Annotated in this window: 18 protein-coding genes and 1 tRNA gene; 1 reads left to right on the top strand and 18 read right to left on the bottom strand. The window is 66.7% G+C overall.

From position 1 onward, the window contains the following. From atpA to lysA, 18 genes are all read right to left on the bottom strand, one after another. Positions 1 to 1,632: a F0F1 ATP synthase subunit alpha gene (atpA, locus tag SROT_RS03515; RefSeq protein ID WP_013137636.1), complete on the bottom strand. Its 1,632-nt coding sequence runs from the start codon at positions 1,630 to 1,632 to the stop codon at positions 1 to 3. Positions 1,633 to 1,681: 49 nt separating this feature from the next. Beyond that, complete coding sequence (locus tag SROT_RS15495; RefSeq protein WP_013137635.1) at positions 1,682 to 2,530, bottom strand: F0F1 ATP synthase subunit delta; 849 nt, start codon at positions 2,528 to 2,530, stop codon at positions 1,682 to 1,684. After that, positions 2,527 to 3,051 carry a F0F1 ATP synthase subunit B family protein gene (locus SROT_RS15490; protein WP_013137634.1) on the bottom strand — a complete coding sequence of 175 codons (525 nt, stop codon included), beginning with the start codon at positions 3,049 to 3,051 and terminating at the stop codon, positions 2,527 to 2,529. Before SROT_RS15490 ends, SROT_RS15495 begins: the two co-directional genes overlap by 4 nt. A 2-nt stretch (positions 3,052 to 3,053) precedes the next feature. After that, a complete protein-coding gene (locus SROT_RS03505) occupies positions 3,054 to 3,575 on the bottom strand; it encodes a F0F1 ATP synthase subunit B (protein ID WP_013137633.1) in 522 nt (173 codons plus the stop codon). Between the two features lie 22 nt (positions 3,576 to 3,597). Next, positions 3,598 to 3,873 (bottom strand): F0F1 ATP synthase subunit C, encoded by a 276-nt coding sequence (locus SROT_RS03500; protein ID WP_013137632.1) that lies wholly within the window; start codon positions 3,871 to 3,873, stop codon positions 3,598 to 3,600. A 106-nt stretch (positions 3,874 to 3,979) separates the two neighbouring features. Continuing rightward, a complete protein-coding gene (gene atpB / locus SROT_RS03495) occupies positions 3,980 to 4,741 on the bottom strand; it encodes a F0F1 ATP synthase subunit A (RefSeq protein ID WP_013137631.1) in 762 nt (253 codons plus the stop codon). Beyond that, positions 4,738 to 5,184, bottom strand: a complete 447-nt coding sequence (locus tag SROT_RS03490; RefSeq protein ID WP_013137630.1) for an ATP synthase subunit I — start codon at positions 5,182 to 5,184, stop codon at positions 4,738 to 4,740. The genes atpB and SROT_RS03490 overlap by 4 nt, the downstream gene beginning before the upstream one ends. After that, a complete protein-coding gene (locus SROT_RS03485; protein WP_013137629.1) occupies positions 5,181 to 5,468 on the bottom strand; it encodes an AtpZ/AtpI family protein in 288 nt (95 codons plus the stop codon). Before SROT_RS03485 ends, SROT_RS03490 begins: the two co-directional genes overlap by 4 nt. A 183-nt stretch (positions 5,469 to 5,651) precedes the next feature. Further along, a complete protein-coding gene (locus SROT_RS03480; RefSeq protein WP_013137628.1) occupies positions 5,652 to 6,785 on the bottom strand; it encodes an MraY family glycosyltransferase in 1,134 nt (377 codons plus the stop codon). Positions 6,786 to 6,914: 129 nt separating this feature from the next. Beyond that, entirely contained in the window at positions 6,915 to 7,559 is a 645-nt protein-coding gene (locus SROT_RS03475; RefSeq protein WP_013137627.1) for an L-threonylcarbamoyladenylate synthase, read from the bottom strand. After that, entirely contained in the window at positions 7,556 to 8,416 is an 861-nt protein-coding gene (prmC, locus tag SROT_RS03470; protein WP_013137626.1) for a peptide chain release factor N(5)-glutamine methyltransferase, read from the bottom strand. Before prmC ends, SROT_RS03475 begins: the two co-directional genes overlap by 4 nt. Before the next feature lie 14 nt (positions 8,417 to 8,430). Then, positions 8,431 to 9,495 (bottom strand): peptide chain release factor 1, encoded by a 1,065-nt coding sequence (gene prfA / locus SROT_RS03465; RefSeq protein WP_013137625.1) that lies wholly within the window; start codon positions 9,493 to 9,495, stop codon positions 8,431 to 8,433. A 38-nt stretch (positions 9,496 to 9,533) separates the two neighbouring features. Continuing rightward, a complete protein-coding gene (rpmE, locus tag SROT_RS03460) occupies positions 9,534 to 9,746 on the bottom strand; it encodes a 50S ribosomal protein L31 (protein ID WP_013137624.1) in 213 nt (70 codons plus the stop codon). A gap of 187 nt (positions 9,747 to 9,933) precedes the next feature. After that, complete coding sequence (gene rho, locus SROT_RS03455; protein WP_013137623.1) at positions 9,934 to 11,778, bottom strand: transcription termination factor Rho; 1,845 nt, start codon at positions 11,776 to 11,778, stop codon at positions 9,934 to 9,936. A gap of 454 nt (positions 11,779 to 12,232) precedes the next feature. After that, positions 12,233 to 13,168 (bottom strand): homoserine kinase, encoded by a 936-nt coding sequence (gene thrB / locus SROT_RS03450; protein ID WP_013137622.1) that lies wholly within the window; start codon positions 13,166 to 13,168, stop codon positions 12,233 to 12,235. Beyond that, on the bottom strand, positions 13,161 to 14,237 hold the full coding sequence (thrC, locus tag SROT_RS03445; RefSeq protein ID WP_013137621.1) for a threonine synthase: 1,077 nt from the start codon (positions 14,235 to 14,237) through the stop codon (positions 13,161 to 13,163). The genes thrB and thrC overlap by 8 nt, the downstream gene beginning before the upstream one ends. Beyond that, positions 14,230 to 15,645, bottom strand: coding sequence for a homoserine dehydrogenase (locus tag SROT_RS03440; RefSeq protein ID WP_013137620.1), 1,416 nt, complete (start codon positions 15,643 to 15,645; stop codon positions 14,230 to 14,232). The genes thrC and SROT_RS03440 overlap by 8 nt, the downstream gene beginning before the upstream one ends. Beyond that, complete coding sequence (gene lysA, locus SROT_RS03435; protein WP_013137619.1) at positions 15,635 to 16,990, bottom strand: diaminopimelate decarboxylase; 1,356 nt, start codon at positions 16,988 to 16,990, stop codon at positions 15,635 to 15,637. The genes SROT_RS03440 and lysA overlap by 11 nt, the downstream gene beginning before the upstream one ends. A 126-nt stretch (positions 16,991 to 17,116) precedes the next feature. Here lysA and SROT_RS03430 point away from each other — a divergent pair. After that, positions 17,117 to 17,192 (top strand) — tRNA-Arg (locus tag SROT_RS03430). The last annotated feature ends 46 nt before the right edge of the window (positions 17,193 to 17,238 follow it).

The following is a 17,238-nucleotide window of genomic DNA, read 5'->3' as shown; positions in this document are numbered from 1 at the left end:
TCAACCCTTCTTCTTGACGGTCACCGTCTCGGCGTCTTCATGGCCGAGCGCCTCGACCTCGGTCTTGTCCACCACGCTGCTGCCGTCGGAGGCGACGAAACCGCGTTTGAACTTGACCGTCGCCTCGACGAGCGCGCGGGCGTGGTCCCCGTCGAGCTTGGCTTTGCCGCCCTCGATCGCGGAGTACACCCCCTGCGCGTGCTGGTGCAGGTACTCGAGCAGTTCGGCGTTGAAGCGACGGATGTCGCCGACAGGCACCGAGTCGTAGTGGCCTTCGCCCGCAAGGTAGATGGAGACGATCTGGTCCTCCACGGGCACCGGGGAGTACTGGTCCTGCTTGAGGAGCTCCACCCAGCGGGCGCCGCGCTCGAGCTGCGCCTTGGACGCGGCGTCGAGATCCGAGGCGAAGGCGGCGAAGGCTTCGAGCTCGCGGTACTGCGCGAGCTCGAGCCGCAGCGAGCCGGAGACTGTCTTCAAGCCCTTCGTCTGGGCGGCGCCGCCGACACGGGAGACCGAGATGCCGACGTTGATCGCCGGGCGCACGCCCTTGTTGAAGAGGTCGGACTCGAGGAAGACCTGGCCGTCGGTGATCGAGATGACGTTGGTCGGGATGAACGCGGACACGTCGTTCGCTTTGGTCTCGATGATCGGGAGACCCGTCATCGAACCGCCGCCCATCTCGTCCGAGAGCTTCGCGCAACGCTCCAAAAGGCGCGAGTGCAAGTAGAAGACGTCGCCGGGGTAGGCCTCACGGCCGGGCGGGCGGCGCAGCAGCAGGGAAATGGCGCGGTACGCCTCAGCCTGCTTGGTGAGGTCGTCGAACACGATGAGCACATGCTTGCCCGCGTACATCCAGTGCTGGCCGATGGCCGAGCCGGTGTACGGGGCCAGCCATTTGAAGCCGGCGGAGTCCGAGGCCGGGGCGGCGACGATGGTGGTGTACTCCAGCGCGCCAGCCTCTTCCAGAGCGGTCTTCACACCTGCGATGGTGGAGCCTTTCTGGCCGATGGCGACGTAGATGCAGCGCACCTGCTTGCTCGGGTCGCCGCTCTCCCAATTCGATTTCTGGTTCAGGATCGCGTCGATGCAGACGGCGGTCTTGCCGGTCTTGCGGTCGCCGATGATGAGCTGACGCTGCCCCCGCCCGATCGCGGTCATCGCGTCAATGGCGGTGATGCCGGTCGCCAGAGACTCCTCCACCGGCTGGCGCTGGAGCACTGAGGCTGCCTGGAGCTCAAGCACGCGGTTCTGCTCGGAGGCGATGTCGCCGAGCCCGTCGATGGGCTGTCCGAGCGGGTTCACGACCCTGCCGAGGAACGCGTCGCCGACCGGGACCGAGAGCACGTCGCCAGTGCGCTTGACCTGCTGGCCGGCCTCGATGCCTTCGAAGTCGCCGAGGATGACGACGCCGACCGCGTCCTCTTCGAGGTTCAAGGCGACGCCGAGGACACCGCCGGGGAATTCCAACAACTCGTTGGTCATGACCGAGGGAAGCCCGCTGACGTGCGCGATGCCGTCGCTCGTGTCGATGACCTCGCCGATCTCCTCACGAGCCGACTCGGGGGTGAAAGAGGCGACGTACTGTTCGATCGCGCTCTGGATCTCTGCGGGGGAGATCGTCAGTTCTGCCATGTCTTCGCGTTCCTTACTTCCTGTTGTGCGTTCGTGATGTTCGGGTGGACTAGTTCGGCAGCTCGTTGGCCGCTGCGGCGAGCTTCGCGGCGATCGTCCCGTCGATCACCTCGTCGCCCACGGCGACCCGCAGGCCGCCGAGCACGTCGGGGTCCACGTCGATCTGCACGGAGATGGGCCGGCCGTAGATCTTGCCGAGCACTGCCTGCAGGCGGGAGATCTGCGCGTCGGTGGGCGCGACCGCGGCCACCACACGGGCGACGGACTCGCCTCTGCGGCTCGCCGCGAGCTCGGCGAGCAAGGTGACCGTGCGGTCCAGGCTGTGGTCTTGGTCGAAAGTGTGGAAGACCACCGCGCGGCGCAGTAATTTGGCGGTGACAGCGGTGGTCTTGCCGGAAATGACCCGTTCCAAGAGCCCAGTGCGCGCGTCCACGGGAGTCACTCGGTCGCTCAGATGTCCGTTCAGCTCTGCGTTGGCCTCCAGCAGGCGCCCGAAACGGAACAGTTCGTCCTCGACCTCCTCCAGCTGCCCTGCGCGTTCGGCGTCGATGAGCAAGCTCAGGTTGCTCAGCTGCAGAAGAGCGAGCGTGAGATCCCGACCGTTCGACCATTCCTCGCGCACTGCGGCACGGACCACGTCCAGGGCGGCGGCGCCGACCTTGCCGGAGAGCAAGGAATCGACCAGTCCCGTTTTGGCCTCGGCGCCTTGGCCGGGATCGGCGGCGGCATGCCGGAGAACGTGGTTCTGCCAGAACAGAATGGCCGTCTGGGAAAGATCCTCGAAGAGGGCGCCCAGCTCGTCCGAGCTCAACCCCGCCGCACGGGCGTCGAACTGCTGTTTCACCGACTGAAACGCGCTTCTGCTGGTCGCACGGACAGCGCTGGTCGTGTGGATCATGCGGCACCTCCAGAAGCGGCCGCGCCTTCCGCAAACGCCTCAAGCTCGACGATGAAGGCGTCAATGCTGGCGGAACGGGCCTCGTCCGTCGAAAGACGCTGCTGCACGAGCGAAGCGGCCCCGCTATGCACAGCGGTTCCGAGTTCCGCGCGAAGCTCGCGGACCAATAACTGCCGGTGCAAGACAACCTGCTCCTGGCCGTGCTGCTTGATCCGGGCGACCTCGGAGTCGGCCTGCTCGCGCAGCGCGGCGAGGATTTTCACCGTGTCCTGTTTCGCCTCCGCGCGCATCTGCTCGCCCTCGGCTCGCGCCTTCGAGACCGCGTCGGCGTACTCCTTCTCGGCGCGCTGGCGGAAGGCCGCGGCCTTCTCGCTCTCGGCGATTTGATGGCGCACTTGGTCCTGCTGTTTCGCCATGACGGACTTGACCGGCGGGGCAACGTATTTGACGATCACAAAAACGATGACCGCGAAACCGATCAGCTGGCCGATGAAAACACCCGGTTCGAAATGCAATTCCATATTCAGCTCCGCCCGGCGAAGTCGTGGTCGGCGACAGCCCGCTGCGCGGCGGCACGGTCAGCCAACACCTTGTCCGCGAGTTCCTCGGACAACGGCCTCACCGAACTCTTCAGTTCGGCGCTCGCCCGATCGGCCTGAGCCCGCAGCTCGCTGTCAGCCTGGGCTTGCGCCTGGTCGGCTTCGGCCTGCGCCGCAGCTCGGGCCTCGGCGAGCACTTTCTGCCCCTCGGCCCGCGCCTGGTCCCTGATCGCGGTCGCCTCGCCGCGCGCCCCGGCCAGCTCGTCGGAGTATTTCCGCTTCGCGTCCTGCAGGGCCTGCGCGGCCTTGTGGTTGTCCTCGTTCGTCTTCGCGGCCTGCGCCTCGCGGTCCTGGAGCACCGTCTGAATCGGCGGCACAACGAATTTCCAGATGACCGCGAGGACGAGGATGAAGATGACGAGCTCCACAAGGAAGGTTCCGTTGGGGATGAGGAAGTTATCCTTCTTCTCCCCTTCGGCGAGCACAGAGGCAGTCGTCAGAATCATGGGTCGCAGCGTCCTATTTCGCTTAGTTGGCCTGGATCAGGCCCGGGGTGGCGAAGGCGAAGAACGCCATGAACGCGAGGTTGATGAAGTACATCGCCTCGCAAAGACCCACCGTGATGAAGAACGGGGTGAAGAGCCTTCCCTGCGCCTCCGGCTGCCGAGCGACGCCGGCGATCAACTGGCCACCGGCCAGACCGTCGCCGATAGCAGCGCCCATCGCGCCGCCGCCGAGCATGAGGCCGCCGCCGATCAAAGCACCAGCAGTGATCGTCGCGTTCGCGCTATTCACATCAGCCATGAGTGTTCCTTTTCCTCATATTCCCCGCGCGAGCTGCGCGGTAGGTTTTTCTTTCATTTGTGAGCGAAACCGCCTCGGGACGAGGAGGCGCCTCGCCGCCGGGTGGTCAGTGGTGCTCGTCCTCCAGCTCCATCGATTGGCTGAAGTACAAGACTGTGAGCAAGGCGAAGATGAATGCCTGGATCAGGCCGACGAACAAGTCGAAAAGCTTCCAGACCGCGTTCGGAGCCCATTGGATGTACCAGGGGAACATCGCGATCAGGGCCACCATGATCCCGCCCGCGAACATGTTGCCGAAAAGACGCAACGAGAGGGAGACCGGCTTGGCGAGCTCTTCGATGATGTTGATGAGGAAGAGGATGGGCGAATGGCCTTTCACAACCTGCTTGAGGTGCTGGCCGAGCCCGCCGCGGCGGCGCACGCCGGCGACATGGTAGAAGACGAACACGAACAGCGCCAAGGCCAGCGTGTAATTGATGTCGGAGGCGGGCGGCTTGAGCAGCTCCTCGTCGCCGACCTGCACCGGCAGCACGGACAGCCAGTTGGAAATGAGGATGAAGACGAAGATCGTGACCGCCAGGGGCAGCACGAAGGGGGCGACTTTCAAGCCGATCGCGCTTTCGATCTGCCCGCGCATCTGGACCGTGATCGCCTCGAAGAAAAGCTGCACGCCGCCCGGCACGCCGGAGGTCACCTTGGCGCGCAGGTAGAAAGCGAGGGCGAGCACGATGACAGCGGCGATGGCCGTGGCGATAATCGTGTCGAGGTTCAAAGAGACGCCGAAGAGATCGGCCTTCCAGTGCTCGCCGACCTTGATGGAGGACTCGGCAAGAACATGGTGTTGGGCCAAAGGAACCTGTTCAGTCATGAGTGCTGGCGAAGTCCTTTCAGAACGGGCACGATGGCGTTGAGCAGGAACACGACTTGGAAGACCGCCAGGCCAAGGAAGACTCCCAGTCCGTCCGGCCGGTCGAGGAACCCTACCACAAGCGCGAAAAGCGAAATGATGCCGAGTCGTTTGAAGGAAGAAAGGGCCATGAGCTGCTTGCTCGGATTGGCCTCGGCCGTCACCTTGGCCACCGAGCGCTGGACCAGCCAAAGGTTGACCAGCCCCAGGAAAAGGCCGAAGCACGCGTAGAGGCCGACGAACGGATGCCCTATTGCCTTGGCAGCGGCGATGGCGATCATGCCGAGAACGACCGACATGATGATCGGCCATTGCAGGCTCAGCGACATCTCGGGCAACCGGTAGCCGTCGTCCCCCTGCCCGTCCTCGGGCGGGCTCTGCTGAGCCGAAGCCTGTTCGCTCAACTCAGCGCCTCCTGCGAGCTTTCGGCGTCCTGAGAGCCTGTGGGGGCAGCGGAGACGGACTGCTCCTCCGCCGTCACATCGGCTGTGGCGAACCGGCGGACCCGCAGGGCGATCACCGCCGTCGCGCCGAGGACGCCGAGGAGGAGGCCGACGAACAGAAGGGCCGGAGACGTGCCGAGCGCCTTGTCGGAGAAAAACCCGGCGGCCAAACCCAGGATGACCGATCCGGCGACTGAAGCGCCAAGACCGATCAATTCCCGCGAACTCGGGGCTGAAGCGGCCATCTCTGTGCTTCAGCTCCTTTCGGTCCGACAGTCTGCGGCAGGGCGACCGCTTGAGCGCGACAAAGCCCCCTCCGCATCTCCAACCGGGTCGATCGACACCGGCTGAACTGCTATAACTTCGCCGCGCTGCAGCCTACCACAGCAGAAAACCCACTGTCCAACTACGGATGGTAGTAGTTTCGTTCATCGCCCCGACAGGCGTTTGAGCTTGGGCCATCCCGTGACCAACGCGGCGGTCAACAGACCCGCCAAGGTCAGCGCGAGGACCGCGAGCCTCGGGAAACGCGTGCTCGCGACCACACCAAACGTGAGCACCCAAACCCACAGGTAGAAGACCAGCACCGCGCGCGGATGACTATGGCCGAGCGCGATCATCCGGTGGTGCAAGTGCAGTTTGTCCGTGGTGCCGAACGGGCTCTGACCCGCCCGCACCCGCCGGATCACCGCCAAAAGGACATCGAGGAAAGGCACGAACAAGGTGGCCACCACCAAAAGGAGCGGCGCGAGAAGGACATAGCCGTCCGTCGCGCCGAACGCGGCTTGGGTGATGCGGCCAGAGGCCGAGGTCGCGCCCGCGGCCAACATGAGGCCGATGAGCATCGCCCCCGAGTCCCCCATGAAGATTTTCGCCGGATGGAAGTTGTGCGGGAGAAATCCGAGACATGTTCCCGCGAGCGCGGCGGAAATGAGCGCGGGCGGGTAACTGCCGACGTCCCCGCCTTGCTTCTGCAGAAGCCCGATGGAAAAGAGGCAAATGCCCGCGCTGACAATGAAACCAAGGCCCGCCGCGAGGCCGTCGAGCCCGTCGATGAAGTTCATCGCGTTGATCGCGAGGACGGTGACGCCCGCCGTGATGAGCCCGCCTTGGAGCCGGTCGAGGACCACCACCCCGACATCGCTGAACGGCACGTAGAGGTACTCCCAGGACAAACCGAGGAGCACGAGCACCGCCGCAGCGGTCAGCTGTCCGGCCAGTTTGGTCGCCCAGTCCAGCTCGAATTGGTCGTCTATGGCCCCGACCAGCACGATGACGCCGCCGGCGACCATCACTGCCGCCATATCGGTCGAATACGCGAAACCGCGCTTGAGCGCGGGCAGCTGGGAGGCGAGCAGCAACGCGGCAACCATCGCCGTGTACATCGCGACCCCGCCCATCCGGGGTGTCGGGACGTGGTGCATGTCCCGTTCCCTGGGCACATGCACCGCGCCAGCCCTGACCGCGGCCGCGCCGACAGCGCCAGTCAAGAAATACGTGACGACGGCAGCCGTGAGGAGGACCAGGGCGAGCTCGCGATACGGCACGCCAAGGAGATACATGGCTATGCACTTTATCGGTCCGGGCCTGCGCCCCGCGCAATCACGGTCGGCGCGGGCGGCGGTTGCGACTTCGGCCACGCCATGCGCCACGCTCGGCCCGCCAGGCGAAACCTCGCCCCGAAACGGGGCTCAATGCACCGGGACGCCCGTCGTCTCGGTGATCTGCCGCACCGACAACGCGCCCTGGCGCAGCACCGTCGGCTCCCCCCCAGAGGACAGATCAAGGATCGTCGATGGCTCGCCGAGCGGAGCCGGGCCGGATTCCAGATACACGGACACCGAGTCGCCGAGCTGCTCCCTGGCCTCGGCCGCCGTGCGCGCAGGAGGCTGCCCGGAACGGTTCGCGCTGGACACCGCCATCGGCCCGACTTTGGCCAAGACCTGCAGGGCCACCGGGTGCAGCGGCATCCGGACCATGACGGTGCCCCGAGTCTCCCCGAGGTCCCACGCGAGCGACGGGGCGACCGGCAGCACCAACGAAAGCGGCCCCGGCCAAAACGCGTGGATGAGCTGCCATGCTTGGTCGCTGACCGTGGCGGCGAGCCCCTCGACCGTGGCCCAGGAGCCAATGAGCACCGGGGTCGGCATATCTCTGCCCCGGCCCTTCGCCGACAACAACGCGGCGACCGCGCCCTGGTCGAAGGCGTCGCAGCCCAGCCCGTAGACCGTGTCGGTCGGCATCACCACGAGATGCCCGCCCTGCGCGGCGGCGGTCGCCGCGCCGACCCCGGTTTCCCGGCCATGGTCGGCTGAACAGTCATACAGGACGCTCATGCGCGCCTCCCCGTCACGAATCGTGGACGACCGGACAGGTCGTTCATGGTTTTGACTTCACAGAACCGCTCGTCATGAGCGAAGAGGCCGCGGACCTGGTCCGCGTGCCCCTCGTCGTGTTCGACCCCGAACGCCCCGCCGGGTTTGAGCCATCTGGCGACGTTGCCGACGAGGCCGGTGATGACGTCGAGCCCGTCCGGGCCGGCGAAGACGGCCTGCGGCGGGTCGAAATCAGCGACCTCTGGCGGGGTGGGGGTGCCCGCGGGGACGTACGGCGGGTTCGCGACAATGACGTCCACGGCGCCGTTGCGCTCGGCGAGGAGCGCGACGTCGGTCACGTCCCCCCCGACAACGTCGACGTCCGCGTCGGGCGTGTTCGCGTTCCTGCGGGTCCACACAAGCGCCTCGGGGTCGTTCTCCACAAGCGCCACCTTCGCCTCGGGGACGCTGCGGGCGATGGAAAGGCCCAGCGAGCCGGAGCCGGAGCACAGGTCCAAGACCACTGGCTCGGGAATCTCCCACAGCCGGGCGCGCAGCATGGCGAGCGCCCAGACGTGCAATTGTTCGGTCTCCGGCCTCGGGATGAACACGCCCGGCCCCACGAAAACTTCGACAGAGGCGAAGAAAACTTTGCCGAGCAAATGCTGCAACGGCACACGGCGGGAACGCTCCCGCACCAACCAGCCGAAACGCTCCTGCTGCTCCTCGGACAACGAGGCGACTTGCCACACGAACCCAGGTTTCACGCCCAGGACATGCGCGGCCAAAACCCGCGCGTCATGCTCGGGGCTCGGCACGCCAGCGAGGCGGAGGGCTTGCTCTGCCTCCCTGAGTTGGTTGCGCAGAGGATTCGACACAGACGGCAGTGTACCTACTCGTCCGCTTTCAGCTTCAGGCGCAGCTCGGAGAGCATGGCTTCGAGATCTCCCTCAAGCACCATGTCCAAGTTGTTCGCCTTGTAGCCGATCCGGTGGTCCGTGATGCGGTTCTCGGGGAAATTGTAGGTGCGAATCCGCTCGGAGCGGTCCACCGTGCGGATCTGCTCTTTGCGGCCGCTCGCGGCTTCCGCGGCGGCCTTCTCTTCCCGGAGCTGTTCGAGACGCGCGGCCAGCACGACCATCGCCCTCGCTTTGTTCTGCAGCTGCGACCGCTCGTTCTGGCAGGTCACGACAAGCCCTGTGGGCAGGTGGGTGATGCGAACGGCCGAGTCAGTGGTGTTCACGCCCTGCCCGCCTTTGCCGGAGGAACGGTACACGTCGATGCGCAGCTCGGTCTCGTCGATGACGATGTCCGGGGCGTCTTCCGGCTCTGGGTAGGCGAGGACTCCGGCGGCGGAGGTGTGGATGCGCCCCTGGGACTCCGTGGCAGGCACGCGCTGCACCCGGTGCACCCCGCCTTCGTGTTTGAGCCATGCCCACACGCCGTTCGCGGGAGACTGGTCGCCTCCGGTTCGCTTGATCGAAATCGTCGCGTCTTTGACGCCGCCGAGGTCCGATTCGGCCATGCTCAGCACCTCGACACGCCAGCGGCGGCGTTCTGCGAACTTTGTGTACATGCGCATGAGGTCGCCGGCGAACAGCGCGGACTCCTCGCCGCCAGCGCCCGATTTCACCTCGAGGACCACGTCGTCCCCGTCGTGCGGGTCGCGGGGCGCGAGCAGTTCGGCCAATGCCGCGTCGAGCTCGTGGATGCGGCCCGTGAGCCGCTCGACCTCTTCCCTTCCGAACTCCGGGTCGAGCTCTGCGAGCTCGTGCGCCGCTGCGAGGTCGGCGCGGGCGGCCTCGCGCTGCGTGTGCGCCTCGTACACCGGACCCAGCTCCGCGACGCGCTTGCCGATCTTCTTCGCTGCCGAGACGTCGTCCTGCAGCGACGGGTCTGCCCATCGTTTCTGCAGGCTCTCGTATTCGGCGATGAGCTCGGGGAGGGAACTGTTCATAGCTTCTGGTGCAAAGAGGCCGACGCGAAAATCGGGCCTTACTTCCTTCGCTTGCCGTAGCGGGACTCGAAGCGGGCGACGCGCCCGCCGGAGTCCAGCATTTTCTGCTTGCCGGTGTAGAACGGGTGGCAGCCCGAGCACACCTCGACGCTGATCGCGCCTTTGGTCTCGGTGCTGCGGGTCTGGAACGTGTTGCCGCAACCGCACATGACGGTGGTCAGCACATACTTGGGATGTATCCCAGCTTGCATGGTTCAGCCTTGTCTTTATGGCCCTGGTCGTTGTCAGGGCCGACTTACGGGAATTGTGTGCAACACGCAGAGCGCGGCCGGTGCTCCAGTGTAGGGACCGGGTCGCGGAAAAGCGAATGCGCGCAACAGGCAGACGGGGCCCAAGCCGGGGGAAAGCGCCGCCTGGCACGCCCTTCGTCGTGTTGGTCTAGTTGTCTTGGTCCAGTTGCCCCGGGGCGGTCTTGGAGACTTGGACCAGGAACTCGACGTTGGACTTGGTCTTGCGCAACTGCGAGATGAGCAGGTCGATGGCCTGGTGGGTGTCCAGGCCGGAGAGCAGCCTGCGCAGCTTGTGCACGACCTGGAACTCGTCCGAGCCGAGCAGCAGCTCGTCCTTGCGGGTGTTCGAGGGATTGACGTCCACAGCGGGGAACACTCGGCGCTCCGCGACCTTGCGGTCGAGTTTGAGCTCCGCGTTGCCGGTGCCTTTGAACTCCTCGTAAATGACGGTGTCGCCGGTCGATCCGGTCTCCACCAGCGCCGAGGCGATGATGGTGAGCGAGCCGCCGTTCTCGATGTTGCGGGCGGCCCCGAGGAACCGCTTCGGGGGGTAGAGCGCTGTGGCGTCGACGCCCCCGGAGAGAATGCGGCCCGAGGCCGGGGAGGCGTTGTTGTAGGCGCGGCCGAGCCTGGTGATGGAGTCGAGCAGGACCACGACGTCCCGACCGAGCTCCACGAGCCGTTTGGCCCGTTCGATGGCGAGCTCGGCGACCATCGTGTGATCGCTCGGCGGCCGGTCGAAGGTCGATGCGATCACCTCGCCGCGCACCGAGCGCTGCATGTCGGTGACTTCCTCCGGGCGCTCGTCCACAAGGACCACCATGAGGTAGCACTCCGGGTTGTTCTGGGCGATGGCATTGGCGATGTCCTGCAGGATCGTGGTCTTGCCCGCTTTGGGCGGCGCGACGATGAGCGCGCGCTGCCCCTTGCCGATGGGCATGATCAAATCGATCACGCGAGTGGAGAGCTTGTCCGGAGTCGTCTCAAGCCGCAGGCGCTGGTTCGGGTACAGCGGCGTGAGCTTGGTGAAGTCCGGTCGGCGCAGGGCGCGCTCCGGCTCGATCCCGCTCACCGAGTCGATGCGCACCAGAGGGTTGAATTTCTGCCGCTGATTGTTGCCGCCGTCGCCCGACTGACCGGAGTCCTTGGGGGCTTTCACCGCGCCGACGATCGCGTCGCCCCGGCGAAGGCCGTATTTGCGGATCATGTTCATAGAAACGTAGACGTCGCCTTGGCCCGGCACATAGCCGGAGGTGCGCAAGAAAGCGTAGTTGTCCATGAGGTCCAAGATCCCCGCGACGGGCTGGAGCACGTCGTCCTCGCGCGGAGCGGCGACAGCGTCGTTCTCGCCGCGCTCGCCCCGGCCGCGACGGCGGTCGCGGAACCGTCGGCCCCGGCGGCCCCGACCGCCTTCCTCGTCGTCGTCCGCCTCGGCGTACGCGGCGCGGGCAGAGGACTGGGCGACGGAGGCGTCCGAAGCCGAATGCCCGTTCTCCCGCTCGCGCGAGCCCTTCTCGGCTTCGTCGGGGGCGGCGTTGTCGTGTTCCTGGTCCGAACGGCGCGCGCCAGAGCGGCGGCGGCGGGAGCTGCGGGAGGAGCGGCGCTCGTCCGACTGCTCGGCGTTGTTGTCGTCCCGGTTGTTCTCGTCCCGGCTGTTGTCAGCGGGATTGTTCTCCGCGGCGGCGGCCCCGTTGGCGATGGCGTGTCCCGCGCCGTTGCGCTCGGCCCTGTCGGCTGCCTGCACCGGCGCGGCGGACGCCTGCTGGGCGGCCGGCTCCTGGGCGGCTGGCTCCTGGTCGGCTGGGCGAGATTTGGGCTTCCCGGCCACGGCGCCACGCCGCTTGCCCTCGATCGCTTCGATGAGCTCGCCCTTTCGCATACCGGAGATGCCCGTCAGGCCTAAGCCGGAGGCGATCGCCCGCAGCTCGGCGAGGACCATGGTGTTCAACTTGGGGCCAGCGGCCGGAGCGGTCATCAGATCCGTATCGGTCACGGATTGATCCTTTCTTAATTTCTCTTCAGAGTCTGAACTTTTTCTCATGTCTCTTCAGAGTCTGAACTTTTCATCGCGCGCAGAGCCCTCATAGATCACAGACCGCCCACTCGTCTTTGAGCAAAACGGGCATGGTCGGCGACTGGCGCGTTCACGCCGCCAACTGCCGTTGCGTGTTGATGATTCCCTACGTTTACTGTTTGCCCTGCGGGGAATGCGCCGCACGAAGTCGTTGATGCAATGCCATGAGTGCAGTTTTTTCACGAAATGGCAATGGACTTGAGCGCAATCGCACACTGATACTCGCTGCCTCAACGCAGAATATCCCTGCTGGACGGGGCCAACTATACCGACTGTTTTCTCCCTCGCGCAACAGACCCCCGGCGCGGCGGAAACCAGTGAGAATTTTCGTGGCGCGAACAACCAAAACCACAGCTTGCGGGCCTGCGGCGGATCACCAGGCCTGAGCGGGCCGCGCGAGTGGGATTTCCCGGCGTTCCCAACCCTGCCCGACAGGCGTCTCTGCAAGGGCGCGCAGTTCGGTTTCGCTTGCAGCCAACGCCAAAACAGAAGGCCCCGCCCCGGACACCATCGCGGCGAAGCCGCGCGCGCGCAATGAGCGCACCAGCTCTGCGGTTTCCGGCTGCTCGGCCGCCCTGTGCGGCTGATGCAGCCAATCCTGTGACGCGTCGAAAAGCAGCGCGGGCTCGCGGGTGAGCGCCACGACCATGAGCGCGCTGCGCGAAAGATTCGCCACCGCGTCCGCGCGGGGCACCAGATCCGGGAGGATACCGCGCGAGACATGCGTCACGCCCCGCGACTGGGGAATGAAAACCACTGGCTTCACCTGCGCAGACACCTGGATCTGCGTGGCGCGGCAATGCCCGTCGTCCGCAACCCAGGACACCACGCCGCCGCCGAACACGCTCGCCGCCGCGTTGTCGGCGTGCCCTTCGAACTCCCCGGCGAGCCGCACAAGCTCAGCACGGTCCAAGAGTTCAGGATTCCCGTCCGCCTTCGCGACGAGCGCTTGCGCCACGGCAAGGCCCGCCACAACAGCCGTGGCGGACGAGCCGAGGCCCCTGGCGTGCGGGACGGCGTTGTCGCAGCGCAGGACAAGACCGGCGGCGCTGCGCCCGCGCATCGCGAGGCCGCGGCGAACGGCGCGCACGACCAGGTGCGTCTCGTCGACCGCGAGCACATCCGCGTCCTCGCCGACGACCTCGCCGCGCAGACCGTCAGGAGCCACTGTCGCGGAGACCTGGTCATAGATCGCGAGCGCCACAGCGAGGGAGTCGAAACCAGAGCCGAGGTTGGCGCTGGAGGCGGGCACCCGCGCCGTCGCGGACAGGCCGACGGGCAGCGGCGCGCCAGCAGCGCGCTCAGTCAAGGCCGAGCTCGCTGAGCACCAACGCGGGGTCCACGTCGATAGCTTTGAGTTCCGGCATGCTGTTGAGCGCGGTGGCCGGGTCCTTGAGGCCGTTGCCGGTCACCGTGGCGACCACGAGGCTGCCTTCCGGGGCCCAGCCGTCCGCGCGCGCGGCGAGCAGCCCCGCGACGGACGTCGCGGAGGCGGGCTCGACGAAAACGCCCTCCTTGCTGGCCAAGAGCTGGTACGCGGACAACAACGCCTCGTCGGTCACGGCCCGGAATTGGCCGCCCGACTGCTCTTTCGCGGCGAGCGCGCCGTCCCATGAGGCAGGGGCGCCGATCCGAATCGCCGTCGCAATGGTCTCCGGGTCTTTGACCGGGGCTCCGTGGACGAGCGGCGCGGCCCCCGCCGCTTGGACGCCGAGCATCTTCGGCGCCGCCGACACCACCCCGGCCTCATGCCACTGCTTGTAGCCGCGCCAGTACGCGGTGATGTTCCCGGCGTTGCCGACCGGCAACGCGTGGATGTCCGGGGCCCGGCCAAGCACGTCCATGATCTCGAAAGCAGCCGTTTTCTGGCCCTCGATGCGCACCGGGTTCACGGAGTTCACCAATGCCACATGCGGGAACGAAGAGGCTGTTTTGCGCGCGAGCTCCAGGCAGTCGTCGAAGTTGCCGCGCACCTGGATGATCTTCGCGCCGTACACCACCGCCTGGGCGAGCTTGCCCGCCGCGATCTTGCCCTCAGGGATGAGGACGGCGCAGGCGAGACCGGCCCGTGCGGCGTACGCCGCGGCCGAGGCGGACGTGTTGCCGGTGGAGGCGCACAAAAGCACCTTCTGGCCGCGCGCCACCGCGTCGGTCACCGCGGCGGTCATGCCCCGGTCCTTGAAGGACCCGGTGGGGTTCGCGCCCTCCACTTTCAGCCAGAGCTCGCATCCGATGAGCTCGCCGATCCGAGGGGCCGGGACCAGCGGGGTGTTGCCCTCGAAGAGCGTCACCGGCTCGGCGGCGGAGCCTTGCGCGGCGCCAAGGTCCAGCCATTGCCGGTACGCGTGGATCAGCCCGCGCCACGCCTTGTCAGTCATTCTCGAACTCCAATCGCAAGACGCTTTCCACCTCGACCACAGCTGGATGCCCCTCGACCTCGCGCACGGTCTCGGAGAGCGCCCCGCCGAGCGCGGAGTGGGTGATGATGATGATCTCCGCTCCGCCCGAAGCCCCGTCCGCGGCGGACTCGGACTGCGCAGACGCGTCAGAGCCTCCCGAAGCGTCATGCCCGCCGTCACGAGGAAGGCCCTTCTGCAGGACCGTCGCGATGCTGACGTCCCGTTTGGCGAACACGGCCGCGACCGAGGCGAGCACACCGGGGCGGTCGTCCACCCGTATGCGCACGAAATACCGCGCGGCCACATCGCTGATCGGGGCGATCGGCAGCTTCGCGTACGTGGACTCGCTGGCCACCGCGCGCCCGAGCACCAGGTTCCGGGCGGCGGCGACGAGGTCGCCCGCGACAGAAGAAGCGGTGGGAGCCCCGCCAGCCCCTTGGCCGTAAAACATCAGCCTGCCCGCGTTCACCGCCTCCACGACGACCGCGTTGTACGCGCCGTTGACGCTCGCGAGGGGATGCGAGCGCGGCACCAGCGCCGGGTACACCCTGGCGGAGACGCGCTCGTGCCCGTCGCCGCCAGTCACCCGCTCGGACATGGAGAGCAACTTGATCGTGTAGCCGAGCTGCTTCGCCGATTCGACGTCGGCAGCGGCGATGTCCGTGATGCCTTCGACGTGCACATCGTCTGCGGTGACGCGGGTGTGGAAGGCGATGGAAGCCATGATCGCCGTTTTCGCGGCGGCGTCGTGGCCGCCCACGTCCGCAGTGGGGTCCGCCTCCGCGTAGCCGAGCTCCTGCGCCTCGCGCAAAACCTTGTCGTAATCGTCGCCTTTGGAGTCCATGGCCGAGAGGATGAAGTTCGTGGTGCCGTTGACGATCCCGGCCACCGTGGTGATCCGGTCCCCCGCCAAGGATTGGCGCAACGGACGGATGACCGGGATGGCTCCCGCGACCGCGGCCTCGAAGAACAAATCGACCTTGGCCTTCTGCGCCGCCTCGAACAACTTCGCGGAGTGGGCCGCGAACAATGCCTTGTTCGCGGAGACCACCGACTTGCCCGCGCGCAGCGCCTGGCGGATGAGATCTTTGGCGGGGTTGATCCCGCCGATCAGCTCGACCACGACGTCCACATCGTCCCTGGCGACCAGCTCGGCGGCGTCAGTGGTCAGCAAAGCCGGGTCCACGAGGTGTTCGCAGACCCCTCGCGGCGCGTCGAGCTTGCGCACGGCCACCCCGCGCAGGACGAGTTTCGCCCCAACCCTGGCCGCGAGCTCTTCGGCGTCCTCGACGAGCACTCGCGCCACTTCCGAGCCGACGGTGCCCAGGCCGAGCAACCCGACGCCGATCTCCCGCTTCTCGCTGTTCTCGTCGTGCTTATTCCCCATCGGACACCTCCAGGCTCAAAAGATCGGCTTCAGTTTCTCTGCGCAGCATGAGCCACGAACGCCCGTCCTCCACGGCGACGACCGCTGGCCTGCAGAGCGCGTTGTAGCGGCTGGACAGCGAATAGCAGTACGCCCCCGTGCTCGCGACGGCGACGATATCGCCGGGGGCGACGTCCTCGGGCAGCAGACAGTCGCGGACCACGATGTCCCCGGTCTCGCAGTGCTTGCCGACCACGCGGGACTGCGCGGGCTCTGCCGCGCCGGCCCTGGAGACAAGCCGCGCGTCGTAGTGCGCGCCGTACAAGGCGGGGCGGATGTTGTCGCTCATGCCGCCGTCGACGCTCACGTACTTGCGGATCGCGCCGCCCTCCAACACGACGTCCTTCACCGTGCCGACGGTGTAGAGGGTGACCGTGCCCGAAGCCATGATCGACCGGCCCGGCTCGACGGCCACCGAAAGGCGGGCCGCCGCCGGATACTGCTCGACCTCTTTGCGAACGGCCTCGGCGAGCTCGGCGGGCTCGGGCGGGCGCTCGCCGAGCTGGTACGCGACGCCGAGCCCGCCGCCGAGGTCGAGCACACGCAGCGTCGGTATCGGCCCGAAGCCGCGGACCGCTTCGTCCGCGAACGCGGCCACGCGCTGCGCGGCGAGCCGGAAACCGTCCAGCTCAAGGATCTGCGAACCGATATGGCTGTGGAAACCGATCAGCCGCAATCTCGGGCGGGCGAGCACCCGGCGCACCGCCTCCGCCGCAGCGCCCGAAGCGACCGAGAAACCGAACTTCTGGTCCTCGTGGGCGGTGGCGATAGCCTCATGCGTGTGCGCTTGGACGCCGACGGTGAGACGGACAAGGACATCCTGTTCCCGTCCCAATTCCGCGCAAGCGGCGTCGAGGCGCTCGATCTCCTCGAAAGAGTCGAGCACGACCGCCTCGACGCCGACGTCGACCGCGCGGCGCAGCTCCGCGACGGACTTGTTGTTGCCGTGCAACGTCATCCGGTTGGGCGGGAACCCGCCGCGCAAGGCGATGGCCAGCTCCCCCCCGGAGCAAACGTCCAGCGCGAGGCCTTCCTGGTCGAGCCAATGCGCGAGCTGCCCGCTGAGGAACGCTTTCGAGGCGTAATGCACGTTCCTGGGGCCGAGGGCTTCGGCCCACCGGCGGCATCGGGTGTGGAAATCGTCCTTGTCCACGACGAAAAGAGGGCTGCCGTAGCGTTCGATCAGCTCGTCCACGCGCACGCCTGCGAGCCGGACGGCTCCGTCGGCGCCGCGGGCCGCGTGCTTGGGCCACACCTCAGGGGCTAATGCGGCGAGCGGAGCCGCAGTTTGTTCCACCGGAGTCACGAGGTGCCATCTTACGGGGTTGCGCGAACACGATGACCAGTTGGGACCCGTTGTCGATCAGGTTGGAAAGCGTTTTTGCGCCAAAGCCGCCATGGGGTAGGATGAACCGTCCCAATCGCTACACACGCCTCCGTAGCTCAGGGGATAGAGCGTTCGCCTCCGGAGCGAAAGGTCGCAGGTTCGAATCCTGCCGGAGGCACCAGGATCTGGGAAACAGGAGGGCGTCATCCCGGGGAAGTTCTTTGGCG

This window comes from Segniliparus rotundus DSM 44985, from assembly GCF_000092825.1.
Lineage (GTDB): Bacteria > Actinomycetota > Actinomycetes > Mycobacteriales > Mycobacteriaceae > Segniliparus > Segniliparus rotundus.
Note: the sequence above shows the minus strand (reverse complement) of the source record. Positions and strands in the feature narration are given on the sequence as shown.